We start from the raw sequence: 26,908 nt of genomic DNA, 5'->3' as shown, positions 1-26,908 counted from the left end.
CTGCTCTCTGTGCTCATCTCTCTTGAGTCGGGGCAAAATAAAGGCGTTCAAATTCACGGGCACATACCGGCCGTCCGAATAAATACCCCTGTATATAGTCCGGGGAAGCCTGCATAACCGTATCAAATTCCTCTTTCGTCTCCACACCCTCCACACAGACTTTTAGGTGAATGATATGCGCCAGTTTTACAATATATTCCAGAAATATGTACTCATAGCTGCCTTTGCTGAGTCCCTTGATAAAACTGCGGTCTATCTTGATGACATTTGCAGGGAGTTCCTTTAGATGGCTCAGGGAGGAATACCCGGTTCCAAAATCATCTATGGCAATTCCGTACCCCATCTCATGCATATCCCTAAACTCCTGGTTCAGAAAATGAAGATTTGGCACCCAGCAGCTCTCTGTCAGTTCCAGAATGAGATTCTTTGCGGACACTTTTGGCACGTGCTCATTTTTAAGATATTCCAACAGGGCATTTTCTTTTAACTGGACATAGGAAACATTGATGCTCATAGTAAAATCAGGGTCATATTTCTGCCACTCCAGACATTGCTTGGCGCCCTCCTCCAGAACCCATTTTCCAACCTGGATGATCAGGTGATTCTCCTCCAAAAGAGGAATAAATTCAATAGGAGAAACCTCCCCATGCTTTGGAGAATGCCAGCGCAGCAGAGCCTCCGCCCCGATAACCTTCTGGGTAGAAGTGTCGATCTGGGGTTGATAGAACAGCTCAAATTCACTGCACCCGTTATTCACACAGGCGTGCAGGCTCTCCTGCAGCTCCATGATCTTCCGCCTTCTGTTGTACATTTCTCTGGAAAAGAACACAAGCTGGTTCTTTCCGTTCATCTTTGCGATCTCCACTGCATTTTCCGCATGTCTGAATAATTTCTGATAAGTTCTTCCGTCTTCCGGGATCACACAGGCACCTGCTGAGATGGATATCAGCAGCGACTGCTCATCCACTGTGAAATGATTGGCCACAAACATCTGTATATTTTCATAGATCTCCTGAATGATCTCTCTGGTACCGCCCTCCATCAGAAAGGCAAACTCATCACCGTCCAGACGATACATCTGACATCCCGGAGGGAGCAGCTCTTGGATTCGTGTGGAAATCATATTCAAAGCCCTGTCTCCAAAGGCATAGCTGTACTTCTCATTGATATTTTTAAAATTGTCAATATCCAGTACCACCATAACACCCTGCATACGCTTTCCGCATTTCAGGATCTGGCAGACATCATGCTCAAACTGGTTTCTGTTCATCAGCCCAGTGACGTTATCAAATTTGTTCTGCTTGCCAATATTGGAAATCCTGCCTATCATAAAAAGGGGACGGTTCTGTTCATCGGTCTTCACCTTGCCCCTGCAGGACACCCATATGATCTGGCCTGTCTTTCTGTAGACTCTGTACTCCATATCATGATAATCCTTGACGCCGGCCTGGATTAGCTGCAGATCTTCAAGCCAGAGCTTCAAGTCTTCGGCCACCATAACACTTCCCCATATGGTCAGCACATCGTTCTCTATGCTGCGGTCAATACCAAAATCATCATAAGCGTTTTCCGATACGTAAAAAGTCCCGTTCTGAATGTCCCACATATAAAGGTAATCATCCGTTGTCTCAGACAGCAGGTCCAGAAATACACCGGCAGAAAACATTGCTTCTTTGATCAAATTAGGCATACCAACCTCCTGTGTACCTTGATAGATATATTATAGCTTAATTTAAATGTCATTACCAGGTGGTTTTGTGTAATATTTTGCCCTTTCGCGTACAAAAAAGAGCAGAAAACACTTGTCAGCCATTTTCTGCTCTTTCTAAAAAATCATAAACTTAATTACTGTTCAGGATTTCGGCGATATCCCCAATTCCTTTTTTGCCGAAAAACACCTTCTCATCATTGAGGATCAAACAGGGAACACTCATCACTTTATACTTTTCTTTCAACTGCGGGAAATGGGCAAGATCAAACATTTCCGCCTCCACGTATTTGGAAACGGCGGCTGCCTTCTGTGCAGACATGACCGTTTCCGGGCACATGGTACAGGACAGGGAAACCAATACCTTTAGATTGACCGGATGATCCAGGGCTTCCAACTGCTCTCTGATCTCCTGCCGGATCTCCTGTCCCGGTCCGGCCACATTGTAAAGGGCTATGATAAAGGAATTAAACTCATGTCCTCCCGGCACCCCATGAAACTCTATGCCGCTGCTTACACCGTCAGGATAACACACTTCAATAGATGGCAGAATGCGGCTTTCTGCGTTTTCCACATCTTTTGCTTCTTCCCAGGTCAGCATATCCGTCATTCCTTCTAATTCCCGCAAAAATCCGGTGATCTCTCCGGACAAAGGCTCTTCATTCAGCCAAGCCTTTAGCATCACAGGCTGACTGAATTTTGCAAATATACCCTCGAGCTGTTCCCTGACGGTATCGCTTAAAAATCCTTCCGCCTTTCCCTCCGTTCTTTTCTTCGTCTCTGCCGAAGGCTCCGCCTTTTTTGCCTGGTGCAGCCTTCTCTCTGATACCAATTCAGGGATTCCCAACTTTGTGTGAAGCTCAGACACTGCTTTTTCAAGGGCAGTTGCCGCGGCAGCTCCGTCCGAAACAGCGGTCACAACCTGACGTAGATTTTTCACACACACGTCTCCTGCCGCGTAGATTCCGTCCAGATTTGTCTTCTGGTCGTGGTCTGTGATCAGATAACCCTTAGCGTCCTTTTCCACTTCATCCCCGATCCAGTCCGTATTGGGCACATACCCGGCAAACACAAAAACACCGAAGCCCGGATCCTCCCCTGCTTCATGAACCCACTCTTCCTGTGTACGGTTATTTCTGAATCTGGCATAAGACACCATATCCTGACCGCCCACCTCCAAAAGCTCCGTCTCGAAAAGTACCCGGATCGTCCCGAATTCTTTCAGCCGGTCAGAGACTGTCCTGGCACAGGAAAATTCTTTCTTCCGCACAACTATGGTCACCTTCCTGGCGTATTTTGTCAGAAACATAGCTTCCTCCACAGCGGCAAATCCGCCTCCGATGACAAAGACCTCCAGCCCGGAAAAGAATTCCCCGTCGCAGGTGGCACAGTAGGCGACACCTCTTCCCTGAAACTCCCGCTCACCCTTAAATCCCAATTTACGGGGATTTGCGCCGGTTGCCAGCAGCACTCCCAGAGACCTATATTCTCCTTTTGTGGTATAGAGAGTCTTGATCTCACTGTCAAGCTTCATATCCAGCACCTCTGCGGGTGCGAACTCGGCACCGAAATTCTGGGCCTGACGGAACATATTCTCTGTCAGCTCTTTTCCGCTGGTCTTCTCCACTCCCGGATAATTTACAATCTCTGAGGTTATGGTGATCTGTCCGCCGATCTCTGCCTTTTCCAGAACCAAGACCCTGTACTTTGCACGTGCCATGTAAAGGGCTGCTGAAAGACCCGCCGGGCCGCCGCCTATGATCACAAGATCATATAGATTCTTTTCTGTATCCATGACATCTCCTTTCTTTTGAAAACCCTCCGCATCTCAAAGGGAGATGGGAGGGTTCCTTTTCATTATAATTCCTAAATCAAGCCAACCAGATCAAGGCTTGGCTTCAGCGTCTCTGCTCCCGGCTTCCACTTTGCCGGGCAAACCTGGTCTCCGTGTTCTGCTACAAACTGGGATGCCTGAACGCGGCGGAACAGTTCATCCGCATTCCTTCCCACATTGCCCGCGATCACTTCATAGGCCACGATTTTTCCTTCCGGGTTCACAATGAAGCTCCCCCGCTCAGCCATACCATCGGCTTCGATCATCACTTCAAAATCCCTTGCCAGAGCGCCGGTGGGGTCTGCCAGCATGGGATAGGTGATTTTTTTAATGGTCTTGGATGCATCGTGCCATGCTTTGTGCACAAAATGTGAATCACAGGATACACTGTAAATCTCGCATCCGATACCTTTGAATTCCTGGTATTTATCAGCCAGATCTTCCAGTTCTGTGGGGCACACAAAAGTAAAATCCGCAGGATAGAAGAAGAACACACTCCACTTTCCAAGCACATCTGCTTTTGTTACTGTTTTAAACTCTCCGCCTGCATAGGCCTGAACTGTAAAATCTCCAATTTCTTTGTTTATCAATGACATATCTATTACCTCCTTGTAATGTACCGGCGTGTGTCTTATTATTATTTTCGGCATGCTGTACGTTACAATCTGCCGTGTTGAATCTGGAGACACACTATAGCCTTATTATTGTCTGCATGGTGTCAAATCATTCCCGCTGTCTCTTAATCCATTCTTATTTTCTTTCCGCATAAGCTGTTCAGCCTCAGCGGCAATAATGCCAAATGGATGATACCTGCTTGAATTTTACATAGTTAGTTATCACTAACTATTCTCAATATAACAGACTTCCATAAAAAAATCAAGTAGAAAAAACAGGAAATACAAAACCAAAACTGCTGTCTGCTGCATTTACCTGCACAGCACCATGACAACGGAAATTCCCAGCATCACCAGTGCTGCTAAGACTAAGGGCACCATACCGTCATAATAACCGGCCCGGCTGTCCAGGCGGTAATAGAGTACATAGCAGACCAGACTGATAACTGCCGCGGCCACGGCTGCCGCAATAAAAAAAGCCGCCGTTCCCCAGGAAAAGCACTGATAAAAATACAGTGCGTTGATCTCCGCTAATGTAAGCATAGCCCAGCCTACGATAAGCATCAGCTCTGTGGTCACCGGTCTTTTAAAGAAAAACAGGGTGACTGCCACTAACAGAGCATACACCGCGATACCGCCCCACAGCACAACGCTGTCTGAAAATGGTTCTCTGCAGCACTGGGAAACTTTTATGCCTCTAAGGATCAAAAGAATGGCTGCGATACCGGATACTGCCGCTGGTATGAGCAGCCACCCCGTCTTCATTCCCTTGACAGCATTCTTTGGCCTAAATGCCAGCAGCCACCACGCCAGATAGAATATACAGCAGACTATCAACAGAACATTCCCAAATAATATTTGTCTCAAATACGTTTCATAACTGATCAGTCCCAAGCTTGATCACCCTCCTCTTTTCCTGCACATATACAGAATATTTTCTGTGGTGTGCTGTAATGTCTGTACCTGTTATTTCCAGTATATCACATTTCAGCAGCCATCGGCTCCAAAGAAATCTGATATCATGTGCAGCAATGAAATATTTAAAAATAAAAGTTACGAAAAGCAAAAGTTGTTCTCCCGGTTCTATTGATTTTTTCAATAAAATGTTATATTCTTTTATAGGTTAGCAAATTCTAATATTCACAAACATAATACATATTTTACCAACTAACAGAGCAGCCTTTCTGCACATTTCATTTCAAAACCACCGGCATTTTTTTGCTGACTTTAGACATATGGCGGCGGGCTGTTTCTCTTATGAAAGGAGCAATCATTTATGCACTGCACGCGAAAACTCAATGACTCGATTAGCTGGGTGGGCGGCAATGACCGCAGACTGGCACTTTTTGAAAACTTATTTCCTATACCGCGGGGTGTCTCTTACAACTCCTACCTGATCACAGATGAAAAAACTGCCTTGATCGACACTGTGGATGCCTCTATCTCCCACCAGTTCCTGGAAAATATTTACTCAGTTCTGGACGGACGTTCTCTTGACTATCTGGTCATCAATCACATGGAGCCGGATCACTGTGCCAATATCGAAGAGCTTTTGCTTCGCTTCCCGGATCTGAAAATTGTAGGAAATGCCAAAACTCTGACATTCGCAAAACAGTTTTATGATATGGATATGGAGGGCAAGACCATAACTGTCAAGGAAAATGATTCCATCTTTCTTGGGTCACATACACTTCGTTTTTATTTTGCACCTATGGTACACTGGCCGGAGGTTATGGTGACTTATGAGGAGAGCGAAAAAATCCTCTTCTCCGCAGATGCCTTTGGAAGCTTCGGGGCACTGAACGGTCATCTCTTCAGCGATGAGGTTGACTTTGACAGAGACTGGCTGTCCGATGCACGCCGGTATTACAGCAATATTGTGGGAAAATACGGCGTTCAGGTCACATCCGCACTGAAAAAGCTGTCCGCGCTTGACATCCGCATGATCTGCCCTCTGCACGGCCCAGTCTGGAGAGAAAACCTGGATTATCTTCTGGATAAATATTCACATTGGAGCAGCTATCAGCCGGAAGAAAAGGCTGTCGCACTGTTTTACGCCTCCATGTACGGAGATACAGAGAACGCTGCCGATATTCTGGCTGCTGGTCTGGCTGAAGCAGGCGTAAAAAACGTTGCCGTCTACGATATATCCAATACGCATGTTTCCACACTGATCGCAGAGTCCTTCCGCTGCAGCCATCTGGTCATTGCCTCCCCCACTTACAACGGCGGCATATATCCGGCCACACTCACTCTGCTGCATGATATGAAAGCGCTGAATCTTCAGAACCGGACCATCGGACTGATCGAAAACGGCACCTGGGCGCCAACCAGCACAAAGCAGGTGAGAACACTGCTGGAAGAAATGAAAAATATGCAGATCCTGGAACCGGCGGTCACCATCAAATCCGCTCTGAAGGGAGATTCCATGGAACGTCTGAACGAACTGAAAAACAGCATTCTGGAATCCCTCCAAAACGTTTCCCTATAAACAAAAAACATCCGGCACCCTGTTTTCTGACAGGATGCCGGATGTTTTTTTCGGAATCTATTCCACCTTATTCATCTGCTCCATGATCTTTTTTGTCTTCCAGTCCTTTGACAGATGGCCTGCCAACAGGATACACAAAAGAACTGCCATGGCAGAGATCATGAAAAATGCAGGATAGTCAAAATGGTATTTATGGCCGAATGCCCTCATATCCGACTGCTCATACAGATACTTCAGTACAGGAATGGAGCAAAGATATGCCAGAGCCACACCACAAAGTCCCAGCACAGTATTTTCAAATATCATCATCCGGCGGATCATTTTTACACTCATGCCTATGGCGCGGAACATACAGATCTCCTGGGTCCTTATCTGCATCCGATAGCTCAGATTGTTTATCACATTGATCAGTACCAAGATAAAAGAGATCACCGCGATTCCCACCACATATACCATCTGTTTCCTGAAAAGCGTCTCATTTTTTTGGATGTCTGACAGCATACTGCGGGTGGAGATTCCCTGAAACTGGCTGCCCAGCCGGATCAGCTTTCTCTCCAGCTTCTCCCTGCCTTCTTCCGTCAGATTCTCATCCCCGTCCATGTTCAAACGCTGTATGTTGCTGTCCGGGCACAGCTTTTCCACCTGGTCATCACTGGTGATCAAAAGCGGATACACCGTAATATTGCAGTCATACATATATGCGAAAGAAACGATCGCCGCCACTTTATATGTTTTGTAGCAATACTGGGCATCCGTATCTGACAATTGCTCATACGATAGATTCCCGGTGTCAAAATCCTGACGGTACTTGACCTGGATCCGGTCTCCCGCCCGATATTCCATAAGCGGAGTTCCCTCTTTAAAGCTGCCGGGATACGGGTTCTTCTTCCTGGCATCATCCATGCGCAGCACGGAGAGTATGATCTCATCGTCTTTCAGCCCATTTTCATCAAAGTCTCCCTCTATGATATATTTTTTTAATTCCGCCAGTGCATTTTTATTATACCCGTAGATGAGGGATTTATAAATCTGATCCTTTCCATCATTCCCCGCAAGAGGATATCCCTGATGTGTGAGGTACCCCTCGTTCATCTCCTCATAATATGCCTCATTCCGCCCTACCTCTTTATCATCGATCACACGGACAGGAATCCCTGACTGCGTCTTCAGATTACGGACCTCCTTAAGGGAAGCAATCTCCCCGGCAGCCTCCCTGGATATGCCGTCAGATGTACTGTCTAACCGGAGCGTTCCCATATCATACTCCCCATTCAGATAATACATTTCCGCAGTATCTTCCCTGTAATTTTCAGCTATTTTCTTTTGATAGGCCAGACCGGTAAACAGGGTAACTCCGGCACAAATGGTAAGCACAACAAAAACAGAGGTCTTTTTCTCCTTGAAGATATATTTGTTTCCAAGAGAGAACAGTGTATATGCTCTTCCATGCCTGTTATCATTCTTTTTCCAATGAAAATGCCCCATGGGAAAAGAATTTTTATTCTCCTTGTTTCCGTAATTGGCGATCAGATCCGTCACCGGTTCCCGCACCATCTTCTTCCCTGTAAAATACCCCACAAGGCCGATCAGCAGCCCAATGACGATCATACAGATGCCAATGGGAAGAACAGGGATCACCGGCGCAAAGGATACTCTTTTATTGTTCAGATAGATTTCCTGGCTGCTGTCTCCCGACAAATAGGAAATGAGCAGCGCAATCGCAAAGCCCAGGATTCCCCCTGCGGGTATACTGAACAGAAAAATTTCATATAATTCGGACAGGATCAGCCGCCGAAGCTGCCCGGACTGCATGCCTATGGCCCTTAGGATGCCGTATGGACTTCTCCGTGACATCATAGTGATCTGAAAAATCCCATAAAAAACGATCATAGTGATCATCAGCAGAACACTGGAAAACTTCAGATCCGTCAGCCATAGTCCCTGGAAATCTTCCCTGCCCGGACATTTCTTTACCTGCTTTTTCTCTATATCCAGATTCCTGCAGACAGCACTGACTTTCTTTTCATAATCCGTTTTGTCCTGAAAACGGACAAATACGGAATAGTTATCCTCTTCCCCTGATTTTACAGGCGCATAGAGTGTTTTAAGACCGTATTTTTTGTTGCTCGGCACATCCGACAGGATTCCCACTAATTGATGCATCTCCGTATGGCCGGCATTCTCGTCGTATATCTCGATTTCCTGTCCGCATACCGGTTCGACCCCCATATTCAAAAGTGTCCAGCGTTCCGCTACGATCTCATTTTCTGACTTTGGAAGCCTTCCTTTTTCTACCACAGTCGTCAGTGTTATATACTGGTTATCCCCCCGCTCCAGACGAACATCCGCTGAATTTTTTGCGTATTCAAAATTATCAAGCTGTGTCACGGCATACCACACAAGGTCCTGATCAGAAGCCAGTTTTTTCACTTTGCTGCTGTCGATTTCATTGATGCTGCAGTCAGAATCCGTAAAAAGCATCTTTGCCTGGATATTTTCCATCCTGTGGTTCGTATGGACCAGGATCAGCAGGGATGTGATGAGCGTTATACTGAACACAAAGCAGGAAAACAGCGCAAGCGTATTTTTTTTATAGCTTTTCATAAAGCGATGCCGCAGACCGAGCCTGCTGTCCGCTTTTTCTCTTATTTCCATCGGTATCCTCCCATCACATAACTATTTTCCCATCCTCAATACGGACAATGCGGTCAGCCATCTGTGCGATCTCTTCATTGTGTGTGATCATGACAATGGTCTGACAGTACCGTTCACTGGTCACCTTCAGGATTCCGAGCACATCCTGACTGGTCTTGGAGTCGAGGTTTCCGGTTGGTTCATCTGCCAGAATAACAGAAGGCTTGATCGCCATTGCCCTTGCGATTGAAACCCTCTGCTGCTGCCCTCCTGAAAGCTGTCCCGGCAGACTGTCACACTTCTTCTCCAATCCCAATATTTCAATGATCTCCTGGATATATCTTTGATCCACTCTTTTATTATCCAGCTTCAGGGGCAGGATAATATTCTCCCATACATTCAGCATAGGGATCAGATTAAACTGCTGGAAAATAAATCCTATCTTTCTTCTTCGGAAGATTGTCAGTTCATCATCACTGAGTTGTTCCAATTGTTTCATATCCATGATCACACTTCCGCTTGTGGGGACATCCAGACCGCCGAGCAGATGCAGAAGGGTGGACTTGCCGCTGCCGGAAGTTCCTACGATGGCTGCAAATTCTCCTTTTTCCACGGAGAGGTTTACGCCGTCCAGGGCTGTCACCTCCGACTCCCCGCTGCCGTACACTTTTCTTAAATCTTTTGCCTGTAAAATTACCATAATGATCTCCTTCACGCAAAATAGCCTGTATTATTACAATACAGACTATATCATAGAAATATTTCCACCCGGTGTCAGGAATATATCAGTTCTGACACATTATCCCCTGTACAAAAAAATCGAAAATGTTGACCCTTTTTCCGGTTCTGAAGCCAACTTGATATACCCTTTTTCCCTTCTTACCACTTCTCTTGCAAAATACAACCCAATCCCCACCCCCGGCTGTCCGGATACTGTCCTGGAACGGTAAAACCGTGTAAAGACAGATGCCTGTTCCTGCTCTGGAATTCCGATCCCCGTATCCGTCACATCCAGGCGCAGGAACAGGGAATACAAGATCACGCGCAGCCATACCGTTCCGCCCTCCGGTGTATATTTTAAAGCATTATCTACAATATTTCCCACCGCTTCTGTGGTCCACTTCAGATCAAACACTGCCTCTTCCACAGAATCTTCTACTATAAGAGTGACACCCTTCTGCTGTGCTTTTTTTGTAAACTGTCTGCGAATGGCAGTCAAAACCTCCCGGATACAACAATTGTGCGGCTCCAGCTCCAGGATCCCGTTCTCCAGCCGTGACAGCTTCACCAAAGATCCAATGAGAAAATCCAGCTTATCCACCTGGTCTATGACAGCGTCAATTTCCTCAGCGATATCTTCCTTTACAGAACAGTCTCCTGCCTTCCATTTTTCCTGCTGCTCCTTCAAAAGCTCCGCATAGATTTTAATGTTTGCGATGGGTGTAACCGTCTGATGGGAGATATCAGAGATCAAAGACTGTATCCGCTGCTTCTGCTCCGCCTGCTGTACAGAGGATAGGCGGCTGTCATTTAAAAAACGCCACATGGCGCTCTCCAGCTCTGAGATTTTGGTATCCTCAAGCTTTCCCTCTAAAAAAGTGCCCGCAGAGGCATCCTCCAGCATCTCCTGAAGACGCCTCAGCAATTTTTTCTCCCGTGCCCTGCCCGCTGCAAGAACTATGAGAAGCGCTGCCAGAAGACAGAGGATCACGAACACACAGATTCCTGTCATAATATTTGTTTTCATACCTGCGTTCCCTTTTCCTGCCGTTCCCACACATAGCCGATGCCGTAAACGGTCTTGATATAGGCTGCCTTATGCTCCGTTTCCTGCAGTTTGCCCCGCAGCCTCTTTATCACCACAGTCAACGCGTGTTCTTCCACATATTCGGAGTCACCGGACCATATCTCATCTGTGAGGACCTCCCTGGTCAAGACCACACCGGGATTCTCCACCAGCTTTCTCAAAAGCCTCTGTTCCGTCCGGCTCAATTCCACACCGGTTCCGTCTACCCGGAAATCCATTTTGCGGAAATCAAATGAATAGTTTTCGGTCTGAAATATTTCTGCACTTGCTGTCTCATTTTCTCTGAGCTGTACTTCTATTCTTGCGCGAAGCACCATCAGGCTGAAAGGCTTGGTGATATAATCATTTGCCCCCAGCTTCAGGCCAGTGACAATATCCATCTCCATATTATTTGCCGAGATCAGGATCACCGGCACCGCGCTTTTTTGCCGGATTTCCGTCAGCCAGTCCAGTCCGTTTCCATCCGGCAGGTTAATGTCCAGCAAGATCAGATGTATGTTCTCTTTTTGGACTGCTTCTCTTCCGGAAGAGACACAGTCACACTGGATGCAGTCATACTCCGGACCTTTCAGGGCCAGCCGGATACCGTTGTTCAGTTTCAGATCATCTTCTACGATCAATATATTTTTTTTGGAATGAGTTCCCATATGATATCTGTTCCTTATCTCCTTAGTCAACTGTTGTAGTCACATATCTGCTTCTGCCTTGTTTTTTTGCCTTATACAAAGCAAAATCCGCCTTTTTGTAAAAAGTCTCAAAATCTGTCCCCTGTCCCTTAGCAACAGCCACCCCTATACTGGCTGTGATATTGACGCCCTCCTCTGTTCTCCTTCTGAGTGCTGTCAGCAATTTCTCCGCCTGCTCCTCTGCTGCTGCCATATCTTTGACGGCCAAAAAGCCTATAAACTCATCCCCGCCGATCCGGCCCACAACCGCATCCTTCTCAAATGCACCTGCCAGCGCCCGGGAAAATTCCACAAGCACCTGGTCGCCTGCCGCATGTCCCAGCTGATCATTGACCTCCTTGAAATGATCAATATCCAGGATAAAAAAGGCATATAAACGCTCCGGCCTCTGTTCCAGCATTTGACGGACATGCTCCTGCGCAGCTACCTTGTTGTACAGCCCGGTAAGAGAATCCCTCTGCATCTGTTCCATCATGTACAGTTCATGGCGTTTCTGCTCATCTATATTCTGGCGGTATACCAGCATCCGCACAGAGCCATCTTCCTGCCAGCGGAAAATATGAGCCGTAATGCGCATCCAGTAATACGTCTGACCATCTGAGGTGATCATGAAATCATACTGCAGATTTTCCTTCCCGCTTTCAAAGGCTTCCAACACTCTTTCCGGATGAAAGGTATGGATATATCCCTCCCGGTATTCCTCCTTGATCTGTTTTTGCGCGATAATGCGCAGGGCTTCATCAAAAGGAATATCCGGTGGTGAACCAAGACTTTCAAAATACCCTGCCGTGGATTCACTTGCTGCCCGGTTATGGGTAATGTCAATCTCATATATATTTTCATAGAGTTGTTCTGTTGCCTCCTGGAACACTGCCTGGTGCACCTTCTCTGTAGCCACAGTCAGCTCAATGATCTTTTTATTATATCTGCGTATTACAGATGTGATGGTTATCAGCACCAAAAGGATCGTGGCTGCCACGATCAGGATTTCTCTTAAAAGCTGCAGCGCAAGCCTCTTATTGAGCAGGGTTGTATCGTTGTCTATGATCAAATACCAGTTGAGATTTTCAATAAAACGGCTGACAACATATCCATCACTTTTTTTGGAGGAATACCACAGGTCCTGTATTCCTTCACGGCTGCCCAGTATGGTATCTCTAAGCTCTGAAAAAGCACAGGTGTCAAACAGACTGCGGTCGCCCTCAAACCTGGTATAAGCGCCGGAGATCTCCACATTTCCGGATTCATCCACCAGATAGGCGTTGACGCCAAAATCATCCTCATACGTCTGAAGCAGAGACTGGAGAGAATCCACCCGGAACCCTACGCCTACCACCCCCATTGCTGCCCCGTCCTGGTCGGTTATCCGGCAGTTGATAAAAACAGTGACCTCATTCCCGGCACCCTCCACCTGATCATTGTCAATCTGGATCCCATAATCTTTCTCTTGTTTGAGAAAGTTGTAAAACCATAGGTTTTCTGGATCTTCTTCATCCAGGATCCGGTCAAAGCCATTATAATAATAGTAATTTTTTGTTTTTACGGAAGCCAGGAACACAGAGTCATATCCATACTTATCCCGATAGGTATTCAGATAATCCCGCATGGTGTCAATGAATTCCTGATCTCCTATATGCTGTTCTTCCCCTTCCAGGAAATCTTTCAACAGGCTGTCATTTGCCATGGTCAGCGAGATATTGATGGGCTTCGTAAAAATGGAGTCGATCTGATGGTAGATATCCTCTGATGTCAGTCTTGATACACTTTCCATATCTTTTCTGAAGATTCCCTGATTTGACTGGTAACTGATAACTGATGTGACCACAAATCCAATGACGATTACAATACAAACCAGAAAATTCGTCCGCACTAAAACATTTTTCTTCATTCTGACATCCTCTCCGCCCTTTTTTCCTGTTTCCGGCTGTATATTCTTCTGCCAAAATACCGCATTCTGTCTTTCTGTCCGGGATGAAAGCTTTTCATATCCTCTGTCCATTATATCTTTCTTCCGGCACTTTTAAAAGTATTTTTTCCATCAAAGCCATTTATCCAGTACCATCTGCAACTGTTCCATGTCAATGGGCTTTGCAAGGTGTCCATTCATCCCGGCCTTTCTGGTTTTTTGGCGGTCATCCGCAAAGGCATTGGCAGTCATGGCAATGATAGGGACCGACTTCACATCTTTCCGGGGAAGCATGCGGATTTTTTCAGCCGCTGTACAACCATCCATGACCGGCATCTGCATATCCATAAAAATCAGGTCATAGGTACCTTCAGGGGATTCTGTCATTTTCGCAACAGCGGCTTTTCCGTTTTCAGCAGTCTCCACAGCCACACCTGCGTCTGACAGGATTTCTACCACGATCTCCCGGTTCAATTGGTTATCCTCTGCCAGAAGCACCCTTTTCCCACTGTAGGATCCCCGGATCACCGGACGGGAATCCACCTCCTTAAAACTGCCGTCCGCAAACTTCTTCAGTTTATAGATCAGCCGGGAACAAAACAAAGGTTTTGTGATGAATCCATTTGCACCCGCCTGTTTCGCCTCATCCATCTGTTCAGACAGATCATAGGCAGAGATCATGATGATAGGAAGCTCATTTCCGACTTTCTCACGAATCCGCCGTGTGGTCTCTATCCCATCCATGTCAGGCATCTTATAATCTATGATCACAGCAAAGTAGTCCTCCCCCAACTTTTGTGCCTTTTCTATCTTTTCAATGGCCTCCTCACCCTTGGATGCCCATTCTGTTTTAAGTCCGAATTCTGCCAGACGTTCACAGGTATTTTGGCAGATAAATTCATCATCGTCCACGATCAGCACGGAAAATCCTTCCAGCGCGCGCTCATCCATAGGCTCTTCCTGGATCTGGAGGCAAACCGATACAGTAAACCGGCTTCCTTTTTCATAAGTGCTCTCCACCTGAATGGTTCCTCCCATGAGTTCTGCAATACTCTTACAGATGGAAAGTCCAAGGCCCGTGCCCTGGATGGATTGGATCTGCTCATCATCTGCCCGCTCAAAAGGTTCAAAAATACGATTTAAAAATTCAGGCTTCATTCCGATTCCCGTATCTGACACCACAAATTCATAATAGGCCATATCCTTTTTGGGTGAAGGCGTCTCTTTGATCTCCATGCATATACTGCCCTTGGAGGGTGTATATTTTACCGCATTAGACAGCAGATTCAGGATAAGCTGCTGCAGACGCTGCATGTCACTGATCACGATCTCATGGGAGAGGTGATCCACATAGGTTTTGAAGGTAATGTCTTTGCTGTGGATCTGGGGCTGTACCATTGTCACAACGCCGTGTACCAGCTCAGCCAGGTTCACTTCCTCCTCCGCCAATACAATGCGCCCACTCTCTATTTTCGACATATCCAGCACTTCATTGATCAGGCTCAGCAGCAGCTTAGAGGAAACCGTGATCTTTCCCAGACAGTCCTGAATCCTTTCCGGATCATGGATATGGGACTCCGCTATGGTAGTCATACCCAGTATGGCATTCATAGGGGTACGGATATCATGGCTCATTCTGGACAGGAAGTCTGACTTTGCACTGTTTGCTTTCTCAGCTTCCTCCAGGGCTTTTTTAAGTGCCTCTGTCTGTTCGGTCAGTTTCTTCTGCATTTCCCTAAGCTCTGTGATATCCGTGACATCAATAAAGATTGCCAGATAAACGGGACACCCCTTCTGCCAGTCCACGCAGGCGGCATTAACCTGCAGCCAGAGCATCTGGCCCTCTCGGTTCTTCACATGCATAGTGAAATGAAGCGGCTTTCCACTCAGGATATTCTCCCGCTGTCTCGTGATGCTTTCCATATTGTCCTTAATATTTCTCTTATACAGGCTGTTTTCACCTCGTTCCGCTTCACATCCAAAATATTCTGTAAAGCGGGCATTTGCCTCTAGAAGATTCATGTTCATCTCTTGGTCGATCCGGTATTTTGCCACAAAACCGGGAAGGCTTTCATAAGTGACAGACTGTTCCTTTTGGATCTGGACCAGGTCATCAATATTTGTTATCACTGTATATCCTACCTGATAACCGTCCACATATTCATCGGCAAACCTGACAGAGAACTGAACCCAGATATGCTCTCCATTTTTTCTCCTCATACGTGTTGCGAGCTTGTAGCCTTTTTCCCCTCTTCTCATTGTTTCCATGACTACTTCTGTGATCCGTTTCCACTCCTCCCGGTCATTTGCATAATACAGATCAGGTCTGTTATGGAACACCTTTTCATATTCTTCTTTTGGCCATCCGATCAACTGGTAATAAAAATCATTGGCCCAGATGAGAGTAAAATGCTCATCCAGCAGATGTTTGCTCACACTTACCCCCAAAAGCTGCATCAGTGTACTGTATTCGTAATCTTCTGCTGTCTGTCGTTTCACCTGCGCGCCGTCTTTTTCCTCATTTTCCCACATATATTTTATCCCTTTACCTTCTCTAAGTTCTCCGTATCCACGTAATCTTGTTCATATTAATCCTTTTCATCTTATTATAATTCAGAGCTATCAAATACGCAATGTTTTTACTCCCTATCTGTGCTGACAATGAAACCTTCTCTCAAAAAAAGAACCGGAAAGACCATACGGCCCTCCCGGTTCTTTTTTTCGCCTGTGTATCAAAGCGGCGATCATGAGCACGGTAATGTCAGGGAATATCAGAGAAATGATTCCCGTTTTTCACATAGACGTACACATCCGCCTATTTTCATAGATCAGTGGGTATGATCCAGTATCCGAACATCATCTCCCACTGCTTTTTTCACTGCCTCCATCATTGCGGAAGCTGTGGGACACGGAAATCCTATAGGCGTCCCTTTTTTGATGCAGGACGCAAAGGCTATGGTATCCGCCCCCCGCTTCACCAGTTCTTTTGCCCGCAGGACAGCCTTTTTTCCGGGACATCCGCCGCAGTTTATAAAACCAACGATCTCAATATCCTCCTCTATTCCAGCAAATACCCCCTTATGGTCCTGGATCATTTTAAAATCAGCAGTTCCCGGGCAAAAGTCCTCTGTCTGCATACAGCGGATAATTCCAATCTTCATGATCATTTCCTCCCTTTGAATACGCTCAAAATAACGTGCAGAATACCATTCTTCAAAACAGTGTATACCCGCATTAAAACTTTGACACGTGTATGTCTTTTTGATATAGTATAAACACGTAATATGGGATTGTCAATCCATCCATGGCAAGTTTGACATATCCGTATAAATGTCTGATTTTTGGAAAAGGAGAAAATATATGTACCAGGGAAATAATCCATCCGCTCTGCGCTCACGAGAAGAAATCGTGAACGCTTTTATGACGCTTCTGCAGCATTCTTCCATTGACCGGATCACCATTAAACAGATCATGGATACCGCCGGTCTTTCACGGCAGACCTTTTACCAGATTTTTTCTTCCAAAGAAGAAATCCTGGAATATTATCTGGATTCTGTATTCGGAAAATTCACCGCTCACTACAGGATAAACACGGTTCATAATCTTTGTGATGCGGCCAGGCTGTTCTTTGGTTTTTTTGAGGAATACAAGGATTCTCTGGGAGTTATCATCCGCAGCGGAAATAACAGTGTACTGCAAAGCAAATGCCGGGAGTATCTGCAAAGAGAAAAATTTGTGCATTACGCTCTCCGTGAAACCCGCACAGAGCAGGAGCAGGAATATGCCGCTGCCTTTGTCATATGCGGCATGGTGGCAATGCTGGAACAATGGATTCGGGAAGGCGCCGAAAGCAGACTGAGCGCCCAAGATCTGGCGCTGCTCGTCTGCCGTATTACCGGATCATCTAAAAAAGGGGATAAAGAAAATTAAGCTGCTATCTCACAGCGGCAAATCTTTTTTAGAAAATCTGACCGCTCCGATGGTATAACAAACAACTGCCACTGCAAGCAAGATCAAAAGCTTCCATACAAAAGCAGTGTCCACATTACTTGTTCCCACGGTTGCCAAGGCATCTACATCATATAATCCCACCAATGTGAGTTTGTTAAATATACTGAGTTCTTCTACACCCATACCGGTATTGACCATATTCTCTGACCCGAACAGGCCGATCATGGACGCCAGGAAAAACCAAACCGCAAGTCCGCCGCCAAAGGCCATTGACTTTTTGCTCTGTGAGAACAGGCAGCTTCCCATATAACACAGCCCGCATACTGCTTCCACCAGAATATACATTCCGCCAAACAAAGCCAGTATTCCCGGTACATTCACTTCATCATAAAACATAAAGGTGGTTCCTATTCGTGTCGCACATACAACGGCAATCATTAAAAACGGTACAACAAGCATAAATACCATCTGTGTTATGGCAACAGCCGAGCGCTTTGTGGGCGTAGAAAGCACATATGCCATGGAGCCCCGGTCCACCTGGCTTGAGATCAGGGAATTTGCCAGAATGACAATAAGGATAAAGATGGGGAGCAGACCCATTGCGGTATAATACATCTGATTCATCATAGAGGCTGGATTCATTTCGCTCATCTTCTCAACCATTTCCGATGAAACTCCCATCATATCAAGCGTAGTCGTGAGCATTTCCGAAATCGTCAGCTCCTCTTTGTCAAACACACCTTCCGACTGCTTCAAAGCATATACATATTCAAACTGCTTTACATATTTATCAAGGCTGATATCAGACTTAGACAATCCGTCGATGGATGCCTGAAAGCCCTCTGTGCTGAGGTTCATATCAGACTGGGCATTGAGCATCTCAAAAGCAGCTTCATACGCAGCCTCATTGTTCCCATTTACAAAGTCATCGTAGGACAGCTCCTGCTGTGCCATTGTGTCATAAGCAGCCAGCGCACCCAGATATGTGTAAAAATCTTCCTGGTACGATGTAACATCAACATCTGACTTATTACGGATGGTTGTGGTCTTTCCTAAACCATTTGTTCCCACAAAGCCAAAGACTTCTCCTCTGTGGATCTCTAAATCTATATCGAAAATTCCACGGCCTTGACCATAGTCTTTGGTCAGTCCTTTTGTCTCTATTATGACATCACGCATCACTTCACCCCCTCAAAGATCTTATCCTCATGATAAAACTGCATAAAATAATCCTCCAAAGAAAAGGGAAACTCTGTAAAATCACAGATATGATATTGGGCAATATCTGCAAGAAAGGATGTGATCTCGCTGTTTTTTAATTGGATTCTGGCCCGCAGTTTTCTTTCATTTACGGACGTAAAATGATAGTTGTGCGAGGTGAATTCCTGCCACTGTTTTTTCTCTCGGAAGGCAACTCTGTAGATCTTGTCACTCTCTTTTTTTAACACTTCCGGATCAAATTCCGACACGATCTTTCCGTCTCTGATTATGGCGATCCTGTCGCAGGAGGCGTCTACTTCATGGAAGATATGGGAGGACAGGAATATGGTTTTTCCCCGTTTCTTTTCCTCGAGAATATATTCGATAAAGATTTCCTGCATAATGGGATCAAGCCCGGAAGTCGGCTCATCCAGGACCAGGATTTTAGGATCATGCATAAACGCGGTGACCACCGCCAACTTTCGCTTGGTTCCCAGGCTCATCTGCTTTAATCCGATGTTGGGGTTCAGTTCAAACTTTTTCAGCAGTTTATCTAAATAGGACGCGTCAGTGACACCTCTCATTTTCTTCTGCATTTTCAAAAACTGTGTGCCCGTCATTCCGGCAGGCAGAGCAATCTCTCCCGGCAAATACCCGATTTCATGCTGAAGCTCTGCTGAATATTCCCAGCAGTTCTTTCCATCTATGACAGTAGTTCCGCTCTGCGGCTTTGAAAACCCCATCAAATGTCTGATGGTCGTGCTCTTGCCTGCCCCGTTTGGGCCAAGAAATCCAAAGCACTCTCCCTCGTCCACATGAGCAGATACATCGAACACGCCTCTGCCATGTCCGTAGTCCTTTGTCAAATGATCGACTTCTATAACTGACATTCATATCTCTCCTTTTTCTTGATTTATGCAACAATGCGTTGTATGATGTGATTATATATAAGATGATATGGTTTATCAAGCAACAATGTTGAACGCATTGTTGCCTGATAATGCGTGATATTTTTCAAAATTATTATGAAAAAGGAGCTGGTTCTATGAAAAAACAACCGGAAGTAACAGCAGCTACAAGACAAAAATTGATGGATGCATTCTGGACTCTCTACAAGGAAAAAGCAATTGACAAAATATCAATCGCTGAGATCACAAATATTACGGGAAATAACAGAGGGACTTTTTATCACTATTTTAAAGACGTCTATGGGGTTTTAGAGCAGATTGAAGGCGATCTGATAAAAGAAGTGCACATGGAAGTGAGTAATGCTTTTCGCATCAATTCCTTTGAAACGAGTTTAAAAGATTTGAATCTGCTTTATTCCATCAGTATGCCGATTTTCAAAAAACATGAGGAGAAACTTTTTACATTGATCGGAAAAAACGGTGATCCTAAATTCACAAGCAGATTCCGAGAAAGTTTTCAGTCTATGCTGATCCAGTTCTGGAATTTGCCTACTCAGACAAAATACCTGGATTATCTGATGGAATATACCTACTCGGCCATGGTTGGTTTAATGACCAAGTGGTATGAAAATGGGAATAACCTAACTGATGATGAATTTTTTAAACTGGCACAGGGTTTGGTCGCAAATGGTGTTTTGGGATTCTCCATTGAGCAGGATTGTTGATTTTCTATATCCTGCATTTGCAAGGCAATACAGAGGCAGCCACGCGCCAGACTGCGATTTTTGCAGTCTGTGTGCATGCTTTTTACAGACAACATTCTTTTGGACAGTACCTTTAAGCTTTTCCCGCATACTTTATTTATAGGCAAAGGGTTAATTCCTGCTGCCATTTCTATATAAAAGGAGTTATGTTTATGTCTAAAATAGAATTTGTTGCTGCCTCTGTACAGACAAAGGCAGATATGCCGCCAACACGGCCATTTATTATATATCCGGGAACAGATATCAGCGGCACGGCAACCGGCAATCCCGGTGTGGAGAGCTATTGTGCCCTGGATACAACAGAAAATTCCAGATATCGGCTGAATCGTGATGATCACAATCAAATCTTTCAGTTTTTTCTCACTTCCCAGGGAAGTACGCGTATGGCATACTGTCTGGACAAATTTGCCGATGGCCCTTACGGGGATATCCCCTATCAGAGCACATCATTTGAGTCTTTATTTCCTACAGCCACAGCCCGTCAGAAAAAAATGCTGGCCTGGATCATGGCCAACGCTTTTCCAACCGTCACAGCAGACCAGACCTTTTCCCTTGTAGGTGTAGACAGCCAGGAGAGTCCTGTTCTGGATGATAACGATGCCTATGCTGCTGTTCAGGTGGCACTTTGGGTTCTTTTGGGTCAAATCGCCCCGTCCGAAGTGGAATTTTTAGACTGCGGCTCCGACGCGGAACATCCGAAATCACAGCGTATGCGTGCCGCCGTACTACGGCTGTTGGAAATGGCAGGCAGATTTGCCGATGAAGCCTCCAGTGCACCCTCTGTCTCTCTCTCAGCCAACTCCTTTGGCAGCAGGAACTGTTGTACTCAGGACTTTCTTCAGTGCTGCAACAAAGGTGTGATCCCTGGTGACCCCAGCATTCCCTATGTTGTTTTTCATGGTTGTCCGGACGAAGTCCGTACCATCTGCGGGCGCCTTTTGATCGGTCCGTTCTGCCTTCAGTCCTCTTTCACAGGAACTCCATCCATCACCGTTGAGCCGCTCTGCTCCTGTGAAAATGGATTCTCTGCTTCCTTCGCAGACTTCTGTGGAAATGCAGTCTCCTCACCCAAAATAGGTGATGAATTTTATCTGGTAGTACGCGCAGTACGCAAATTTATGTGCTTCCAGATAAACGTCTCTGTTACCGGAAATGTAACACGCGTTGTAACTATGGAGCCAAATGCACAGAACTATCAGCCTATAGGGGCCACTTTTGAAAACACAAATACCACTGTCACGACCTCTATCTGCTTATGCGTCGCTGTCCCCGAGCCTTCGGCAGGTACCTCTCATTCCTGTCAGAGTATATCCATCAACAACAGCAGCCAGTCAAACAACAGTAATAATAGCACTAATAATAACAACAATAATAACAACAATAATAATAACAATAATAACAACGATAATAACAGCAGCAATAACAACAATAATGCTAATAACGGCGGATTTCCCGGGTTTGGATGTATACCCTGCTTCAATTGCATGCCTATATACCCGCCGCAGTGGCCATACCCACCGATACCGCCATACCCGCCGACACCGCCCTATCCGCCGGTATCGCCTTGCAGACCAGGGCAGCCCTGTCTCCCCATAAGACCCTGCTGTCCGGAACCACCTTATCCATCAATACCGCCCTGCTACCCGGAGCCTCCCTGTCTTCCAATACCGCCTTGTCCTCCGAAACCACCCTGCTGTCCGGAGCCTTCCTGCCCTCCAAAACCTCCTTGCTGCCCAGAGCCTCCCTGCCCTCCAAAACCTCCTTGCTGCCCAGAGCCTCCTTGCCCTCCAAAACCTCCTTGCTGCCCGGAGCCTCCCTGCCCCCCAATGCCTCCTTGCTGCCCAGAGCCTCCCTGCCCTCCAATGCCTCCTTGCCCTCCGGAGCCTCCCTGTCCTCCGAAGCAATGCTTTCCCTGCCTGCCAAAACTGCCCTGCCCATGTTGTAAACACCAATAATAGACAAATGCGGTAAAGATACAAACGTAAATATTTACACCAATGATCTATTCCGAAGACACAAACAGCCAAAAGATTAATTCTTCTGGCTGTCTTTCACCGGCAAAATGTTACCATATTTATTTCCACAAAGCACTTCCATCATAGGCCCCCATGGCGGCCTCAAAGTAATCCAGACGCTTACACTCCCTAATTACCAAATGATATATACTCTGAAATGCTTCCGCAGTCTTTTTAGAGAATTCTTCATGCTTTCCTGCGCACAGCAGATCTACCGCTTCTATACATTGCTCATGGATATTACAGTTGGCATCGGTCTTATCTGTATTGAGCAAACCCGGAATACTGCGGCCGATCCGAAGATTTCTTTGCAGGAGCGCATAGACTGCGTTCAGTGCCTCAATCCCTGTATGTTCGATTATGAGATCCAGAAGCACAGCAGGCGTACGTCCATATAAGTATTCTTCGTCCCACAGCAGATGGATCTTTGTTTTTGCTGCTTGGATTTTTTCCTGTGTAACATGGGGCGCGGCACAGGCGGACGTTCCCTCAATGGTCAAAGCCAGCAAATCCAGGCTGTCCAGATATCGCCTGACCTGATTTGCGATCAGATGTGAGGGTATTTGAATCTTCTGCAATCCGGCTGAATCCATCACAACGAAAATGCCGTTCCCTCTGACTGTTTTTACGACACCCCATTCCTGCATCAGTTGGATGGCCTTTCTCGTCGTATCCACACTGACATGGTATATCTCCTGTAGTTCTTTGTGGGAAGGGAGCTTATCCCCTAACTTATAACGCCCCGCCGCGATCAGTCCCAGAATATCCATATACACTGCCGCATATCTGACCTCAGCATCTGTCAGGAGTTTTTCCAGTTGTTTTCTCCCAAGGACCACAGGAGAATCAGAGGGCGCGTGAAATCCGGGTTGTGTCCCACACGTGAGTCCATATAACACAGACATATCATCAAAAGGAACACTTTCCGGAACGCCTCCGCTTTCTACCACTCCCATGAACTCCTGAAGCTGTTCATAATACCTGGTTCTGCTCTCCATCCCATCCCGTAACGGCCTGATATCCGAAAGTCCCATATTACGCGCTACCCAGAAACTCAGATCATTCTCATTTCTTGCAACGAAAAATCTCCAGAAAAGTTTTGACAATTTCCAAAATTCATCTGCATTCCTGATCCGCATATTGTCCAAAATTCTGCGAGGTATTTTCAGATCCTCTTTGCCGCAAAGGGAAATCCCGTTTTGGATCAATGGATAACACAATATTTCGCCGGCTTTCAGCACATCCTTTGTGATCTTAGTATCTATTTTCTCCGGTGCAAGCGCAGTTATCTGTGTGTCTTCATTAAATGTATATCGTACAACAGGACGTCGTCTCTGCTGCGTTTTGATGAGACCATTTTCTTCCAACATCTTCAATACACGTCTTATTGTCTTTTCAGAAGTTCCGAACTCCTCACATAAATTACTGCGTGACGGAAGGCTTGACCCCGCCGGCAGTAGTCCGCATTCAATTTTATTTTTTATAATCTGAAATACCCGCTCATACATCATCATATCGTAATTCTAACCTGTCTTTACCTTTCCTGCTCTGCTGCTTCTTTTTCCAAAGCATTTCTTGGTACCTCAATATATATTATACACGCCCAGGTTATAAAAACAAGAAAATTCAATGATGCGGCGGCAAGCTCTCACAATATGTTTCTTTCTCTCATGCTCCTTCTCCGCCCAAAAAGGAAATTAATTTAGCTCCCGGCATAGGGCGGGCATAGTAATAGCCCTGTATAAACTGCACACCGGAAGAGGCAATGATCTCTTTCTCGGCTCCTCTCTCTACCCCTTCCACCACAACGATCAAGTCATTGACCAAAGACATGCCCACAATGGACTCCAACAGAGCATACTGCTTTTCATTAGTCAGTATCTGTGTGGTCAGAGAACGGTCGATCTTGATGATATCTACTGGCAGATTGGATAAATAATTCAAACTGCTGTAGCCCACACCGAAATCATCCAGCGCAATATGGATACCTGTCTGACGCAGCTTCTGAAGTGTCTCAGCCGCATGATCTATAGACTGGATCAAAATTCTCTCCGTGATCTCAAGAGTGATCCGATGAGGACTGACCCCTGTATCTGAAATCAGATTCAGCAGATGTTCCGCACTGTTCCCGACCAAAAGCTGCTGTACGGAAAGATTGATACATATGCGCTGCAGTCCCAGCAAATCCCCATATTTTTTCATAAACGTACAGGAATGGATCAGCACATAGTCGCCAAGCGCTTCCACTCTTCCATTGCGCTCGGCCAGTGATATGACCTGACCGGCAGAGAAATAGCCGCCTTTTCCGTTTGGCAGACGAACCAGCGCTTCTGCTGCCTCATAACGTCCTGTTGTCATATGCATTAACGGCTGATACCACACCTCCAGGGTATGCTGCTTGATCGCGTCGTTCAGACGATGCAGAATATCAGCTTCTGTACGCAGCAGTTCATCCAGCGCATCGTTGTAAATAACAAGGTTTCTGCCTGACGTCTTGGAAAAGTTCATGGCCGATTGAACGCGCTCAAGCAATTCACCAGGTGTGTTTCCATGTTCCGGATAACTGCATGACACAAGGCGAACCTGCAGAGGAATCGTAAAATTCCCCACCATGACAGGTGTTGTGAATAATTGTCGGAGGCGTTCTGCAAAACTCTCCGGATTCTCTTCTGACAATGATATCCCCAGAAATACATCGCCGTTGATACGATACAGATAGGAGCCGAAAGGCCTCGCAAGGCGCCGCAGCATCTCATGGATGATCTCGTCACCCACATCGGCGTTAAACAGTTCATTATACTGACTGAAGCCGCAGATATCAACGCAAAAAAGACTAAACCGTCTCTTGTGGTCATAAGAGATCAGCATATCTGTATCCCTGAGGTATTTTGGCCGGTTTCCCACATTAAATACCGGGTCAAAGTAGGCTAGCTGTTCCACCTGTTTCCGGTAACGGTTAAAGGTCTTGGATAGCTCTGTCATCTCAAGATCGGTATATTCGTCAAATGCAACGTCGTTTTTACCCTCAATGAGCTGTTCGCATTTCTCCCTCATTGTACGTACCGGGGATTCCTGCATGATCCTGTTATAGTAATCCTGGATCAGCGAATTGATTTCCTCCTCTGCACGCCCGCTGCCCGGCTGGCATTTCACGCATTGATAGTGTGCCAAAAGGAATTGCTTCTCATTGTTGATACGTACCTTCAGCATCATCTCCAGCGACAAGCCTTTTGCAAACTCCAGACGCTGGAGCTCGTTCATGTCGTCAAAGAGAGCAAGAAGAAAGTTCCCCGCTCCCAGGTATCCTGCAAAAAACGGGCTGTGAATATACTCTTTCAGGTGTCCTGGAATGCTTTTTAAAAAGGCCTCCTCCTGTTTTGGGCCGATCATTCTGGCTGCCTTGCTATAGCCCTCTATGGAAAAATAAAACAGCATGACAGACTTCCTGTTTTCGGAAAGCCGCCGTTCCAATTCCTCTGTAAAGCCCCTGCGGTTATAGAGACCGGTAGCCTCATCTGTTGTTTTGAGCGCCTTGACGCTGCGTCTGCAATGGTAATGCCGGCACACATAATAGGCCAACACTGCCAGCAGGCCGGTGAGCAGCAGACAGGTCAGGGTAAGCCCTCTTCTCTGCGACGGACTGAGCCAGCCATCTGTTGGCTGGATACTGAGATTCCATTGGCTCGGCAGATAGAAAATGGTTTTTTCGGCCGTGGAGAAGTCTACATTCTCCACGGTTCTGGCAATAACCTCCTTTGCGCCTTCCTGGGGTTCTACCCGCCAAAGCTCATAATCATACCCCCGAGCACTTAAATCCTCCAAACCAAGCTGTTTCAGAACATATTCCCAATCCACAGCCACAGCTACCACGCCTAAATAGGTTTCGTCCTTCATAACAGGCTGCAGAAACACAAAAACTTTGGACTGTTCCGGATCAACATCCAGTATACACGGCCCTTCCACGACCAGTTCACCCACAACCTTCGCCAGTGTAAATGCATAGGAAAACTCCTGCAGCTCCCTCCCTTTCAGGTCTTTATATTTTTCTTCGGGCTGTGCACTCACCAATTTATCTCCCTCAAAAAGGCCGGCAAAATGTACTTCTTCCCGTGCCAAAAGGGGTTCGGCCGCATGCTTAAACCATTCCGGCCCGCTCTGTCCTGCCACCAGGGCAGTCTCCGCCAAAGCACCGGCATCATTCATAGTGCCCTGGAGCTGCAGCACAATTTTTTCATTATAATAGAATAAAACATTCTTGGCTTCTCTTTGCCGTATCCGTATCATTTCGCTGCGCAAACCTATTCCTATGGCTGTAACCACAGCGAAAATGGACAGTATCACACCGGCATAGAGGAAAATTGTACGTCTGTTTCTTTTTTTCATTCCATTC

The 26,908-nt window shown here is 46.2% G+C and carries 19 protein-coding genes and 1 pseudogene; 4 read left to right on the top strand and 16 right to left on the bottom strand.

Annotation, left to right across the window (positions count from 1 at the left end; all coding sequences use genetic code 11):
- Positions 1–13 precede the first annotated feature (13 nt).
- The 4 genes from BLCOC_RS13340 to BLCOC_RS13325 all read right to left on the bottom strand — a co-directional run bounded on the left by BLCOC_RS13340 (position 14) and on the right by BLCOC_RS13325 (position 5,050).
- Positions 14–1,690, bottom strand: coding sequence for a bifunctional diguanylate cyclase/phosphodiesterase (locus BLCOC_RS13340; RefSeq protein WP_115622452.1), 1,677 nt, complete (start codon positions 1,688–1,690; stop codon positions 14–16).
- A gap of 151 nt (positions 1,691–1,841) precedes the next feature.
- Positions 1,842–3,503, bottom strand: a complete 1,662-nt coding sequence (locus tag BLCOC_RS13335) for an FAD-dependent oxidoreductase (RefSeq protein WP_115622451.1) — start codon at positions 3,501–3,503, stop codon at positions 1,842–1,844.
- A gap of 71 nt (positions 3,504–3,574) precedes the next feature.
- Positions 3,575–4,138 (bottom strand): alkyl hydroperoxide reductase subunit C, encoded by a 564-nt coding sequence (gene ahpC / locus BLCOC_RS13330; protein ID WP_018594061.1) that lies wholly within the window; start codon positions 4,136–4,138, stop codon positions 3,575–3,577.
- Positions 4,139–4,468: 330 nt separating this feature from the next.
- Positions 4,469–5,050 (bottom strand): hypothetical protein, encoded by a 582-nt coding sequence (locus tag BLCOC_RS13325; RefSeq protein ID WP_029469173.1) that lies wholly within the window; start codon positions 5,048–5,050, stop codon positions 4,469–4,471.
- Between the two features lie 382 nt (positions 5,051–5,432).
- Here BLCOC_RS13325 and BLCOC_RS13320 point away from each other — a divergent pair, with 382 nt between their 5' ends.
- Entirely contained in the window at positions 5,433–6,647 is a 1,215-nt protein-coding gene (locus BLCOC_RS13320; protein ID WP_029469175.1) for an FprA family A-type flavoprotein, read from the top strand.
- Between the two features lie 57 nt (positions 6,648–6,704).
- On the opposite strand, the gene BLCOC_RS13315 is transcribed toward BLCOC_RS13320, so the two are convergent.
- From BLCOC_RS13315 to BLCOC_RS13285, 7 genes are all read right to left on the bottom strand, one after another.
- Positions 6,705–9,302 carry an ABC transporter permease gene (locus tag BLCOC_RS13315; RefSeq protein ID WP_115622450.1) on the bottom strand — a complete coding sequence of 866 codons (2,598 nt, stop codon included), beginning with the start codon at positions 9,300–9,302 and terminating at the stop codon, positions 6,705–6,707.
- A gap of 13 nt (positions 9,303–9,315) precedes the next feature.
- Complete coding sequence (locus tag BLCOC_RS13310; protein WP_018594066.1) at positions 9,316–9,981, bottom strand: ABC transporter ATP-binding protein; 666 nt, start codon at positions 9,979–9,981, stop codon at positions 9,316–9,318.
- A gap of 99 nt (positions 9,982–10,080) precedes the next feature.
- Positions 10,081–11,028: a sensor histidine kinase gene (locus BLCOC_RS13305; RefSeq protein WP_115622449.1), complete on the bottom strand. Its 948-nt coding sequence runs from the start codon at positions 11,026–11,028 to the stop codon at positions 10,081–10,083.
- Positions 11,025–11,735: a response regulator transcription factor gene (locus BLCOC_RS13300; RefSeq protein WP_029469178.1), complete on the bottom strand. Its 711-nt coding sequence runs from the start codon at positions 11,733–11,735 to the stop codon at positions 11,025–11,027. The genes BLCOC_RS13305 and BLCOC_RS13300 overlap by 4 nt, the downstream gene beginning before the upstream one ends.
- A gap of 22 nt (positions 11,736–11,757) precedes the next feature.
- Entirely contained in the window at positions 11,758–13,773 is a 2,016-nt protein-coding gene (locus tag BLCOC_RS13295; RefSeq protein ID WP_226827543.1) for a sensor domain-containing diguanylate cyclase, read from the bottom strand.
- A 39-nt stretch (positions 13,774–13,812) separates the two neighbouring features.
- Positions 13,813–16,212, bottom strand: coding sequence for a PAS domain-containing hybrid sensor histidine kinase/response regulator (locus BLCOC_RS13290; protein ID WP_115622448.1), 2,400 nt, complete (start codon positions 16,210–16,212; stop codon positions 13,813–13,815).
- Positions 16,213–16,508: 296 nt separating this feature from the next.
- Positions 16,509–16,841 (bottom strand): CGGC domain-containing protein, encoded by a 333-nt coding sequence (locus BLCOC_RS13285; RefSeq protein WP_029469179.1) that lies wholly within the window; start codon positions 16,839–16,841, stop codon positions 16,509–16,511.
- A gap of 199 nt (positions 16,842–17,040) precedes the next feature.
- Here BLCOC_RS13285 and BLCOC_RS13280 point away from each other — a divergent pair, with 199 nt between their 5' ends.
- Positions 17,041–17,610 carry a TetR/AcrR family transcriptional regulator gene (locus tag BLCOC_RS13280; RefSeq protein WP_029469180.1) on the top strand — a complete coding sequence of 190 codons (570 nt, stop codon included), beginning with the start codon at positions 17,041–17,043 and terminating at the stop codon, positions 17,608–17,610.
- A 9-nt stretch (positions 17,611–17,619) separates the two neighbouring features.
- Here BLCOC_RS13280 and BLCOC_RS13275 read toward each other — a convergent pair whose 3' ends face one another.
- Positions 17,620–18,810 carry an ABC transporter permease subunit gene (locus tag BLCOC_RS13275; RefSeq protein WP_330412015.1) on the bottom strand — a complete coding sequence of 397 codons (1,191 nt, stop codon included), beginning with the start codon at positions 18,808–18,810 and terminating at the stop codon, positions 17,620–17,622.
- Positions 18,810–19,721, bottom strand: a complete 912-nt coding sequence (locus tag BLCOC_RS13265) for an ABC transporter ATP-binding protein (protein WP_115622447.1) — start codon at positions 19,719–19,721, stop codon at positions 18,810–18,812. The genes BLCOC_RS13275 and BLCOC_RS13265 overlap by 1 nt, the downstream gene beginning before the upstream one ends.
- Before the next feature lie 155 nt (positions 19,722–19,876).
- Between BLCOC_RS13265 and BLCOC_RS13260 the strand changes: the two genes are divergently transcribed.
- Both BLCOC_RS13260 and BLCOC_RS27600 read left to right on the top strand, forming a co-directional pair.
- Positions 19,877–20,464, top strand: coding sequence for a TetR/AcrR family transcriptional regulator (locus BLCOC_RS13260; RefSeq protein ID WP_115622446.1), 588 nt, complete (start codon positions 19,877–19,879; stop codon positions 20,462–20,464).
- A gap of 185 nt (positions 20,465–20,649) precedes the next feature.
- A pseudogene (locus tag BLCOC_RS27600) lies at positions 20,650–21,183 on the top strand (thioester domain-containing protein); the annotation flags it as partial.
- A gap of 808 nt (positions 21,184–21,991) precedes the next feature.
- Here the strand turns inward: BLCOC_RS27600 and BLCOC_RS13250 are convergent.
- The 3 genes from BLCOC_RS13250 to BLCOC_RS13240 all read right to left on the bottom strand — a co-directional run bounded on the left by BLCOC_RS13250 (position 21,992) and on the right by BLCOC_RS13240 (position 26,901).
- Positions 21,992–22,426, bottom strand: a complete 435-nt coding sequence (locus BLCOC_RS13250; RefSeq protein WP_242999123.1) for a hypothetical protein — start codon at positions 22,424–22,426, stop codon at positions 21,992–21,994.
- Between the two features lie 151 nt (positions 22,427–22,577).
- A complete protein-coding gene (locus tag BLCOC_RS13245; protein WP_115622444.1) occupies positions 22,578–24,032 on the bottom strand; it encodes a GntR family transcriptional regulator in 1,455 nt (484 codons plus the stop codon).
- A gap of 154 nt (positions 24,033–24,186) precedes the next feature.
- Entirely contained in the window at positions 24,187–26,901 is a 2,715-nt protein-coding gene (locus tag BLCOC_RS13240) for an EAL domain-containing protein (RefSeq protein ID WP_115622443.1), read from the bottom strand.
- Positions 26,902–26,908 lie beyond the last annotated feature (7 nt).

This window comes from Blautia coccoides (genome assembly GCF_034355335.1).
Classification (GTDB): domain Bacteria; phylum Bacillota; class Clostridia; order Lachnospirales; family Lachnospiraceae; genus Blautia; species Blautia producta.
Note: the sequence above shows the minus strand (reverse complement) of the source record. Positions and strands in the feature narration are given on the sequence as shown.

Excerpts from the sequence above, each read along its gene's own strand:
- BLCOC_RS13290 (WP_115622448.1), bottom strand. The coding sequence starts at position 16,212 with ATGTGGGAAAATGAGGAAAAAGACGGCGCGCAGGTGAAACGACAGACA.
- BLCOC_RS13285 (WP_029469179.1), bottom strand. The coding sequence starts at position 16,841 with ATGAAGATTGGAATTATCCGCTGTATGCAGACAGAGGACTTTTGCCCG.
- BLCOC_RS13240 (WP_115622443.1), bottom strand. The coding sequence starts at position 26,901 with ATGAAAAAAAGAAACAGACGTACAATTTTCCTCTATGCCGGTGTGATA.
- BLCOC_RS13280 (WP_029469180.1), top strand. The coding sequence starts at position 17,041 with ATGTACCAGGGAAATAATCCATCCGCTCTGCGCTCACGAGAAGAAATC.
- BLCOC_RS13260 (WP_115622446.1), top strand. The coding sequence starts at position 19,877 with ATGAAAAAACAACCGGAAGTAACAGCAGCTACAAGACAAAAATTGATG.
- BLCOC_RS13335 (WP_115622451.1), bottom strand. The coding sequence starts at position 3,503 with ATGGATACAGAAAAGAATCTATATGATCTTGTGATCATAGGCGGCGGC.
- BLCOC_RS13305 (WP_115622449.1), bottom strand. The coding sequence starts at position 11,028 with ATGAAAACAAATATTATGACAGGAATCTGTGTGTTCGTGATCCTCTGT.
- BLCOC_RS13340 (WP_115622452.1), bottom strand. The coding sequence starts at position 1,690 with ATGCCTAATTTGATCAAAGAAGCAATGTTTTCTGCCGGTGTATTTCTG.
- BLCOC_RS13310 (WP_018594066.1), bottom strand. The coding sequence starts at position 9,981 with ATGGTAATTTTACAGGCAAAAGATTTAAGAAAAGTGTACGGCAGCGGG.
- ahpC (WP_018594061.1), bottom strand. The coding sequence starts at position 4,138 with ATGTCATTGATAAACAAAGAAATTGGAGATTTTACAGTTCAGGCCTAT.
- BLCOC_RS13320 (WP_029469175.1), top strand. The coding sequence starts at position 5,433 with ATGCACTGCACGCGAAAACTCAATGACTCGATTAGCTGGGTGGGCGGC.
- BLCOC_RS13245 (WP_115622444.1), bottom strand. The coding sequence starts at position 24,032 with ATGATGATGTATGAGCGGGTATTTCAGATTATAAAAAATAAAATTGAA.
- BLCOC_RS13315 (WP_115622450.1), bottom strand. The coding sequence starts at position 9,302 with ATGGAAATAAGAGAAAAAGCGGACAGCAGGCTCGGTCTGCGGCATCGC.
- BLCOC_RS13300 (WP_029469178.1), bottom strand. The coding sequence starts at position 11,735 with ATGGGAACTCATTCCAAAAAAAATATATTGATCGTAGAAGATGATCTG.
- BLCOC_RS13265 (WP_115622447.1), bottom strand. The coding sequence starts at position 19,721 with ATGTCAGTTATAGAAGTCGATCATTTGACAAAGGACTACGGACATGGC.
- BLCOC_RS13295 (WP_226827543.1), bottom strand. The coding sequence starts at position 13,773 with ATGGACAGAGGATATGAAAAGCTTTCATCCCGGACAGAAAGACAGAAT.
- BLCOC_RS13275 (WP_330412015.1), bottom strand. The coding sequence starts at position 18,810 with ATGCGTGATGTCATAATAGAGACAAAAGGACTGACCAAAGACTATGGT.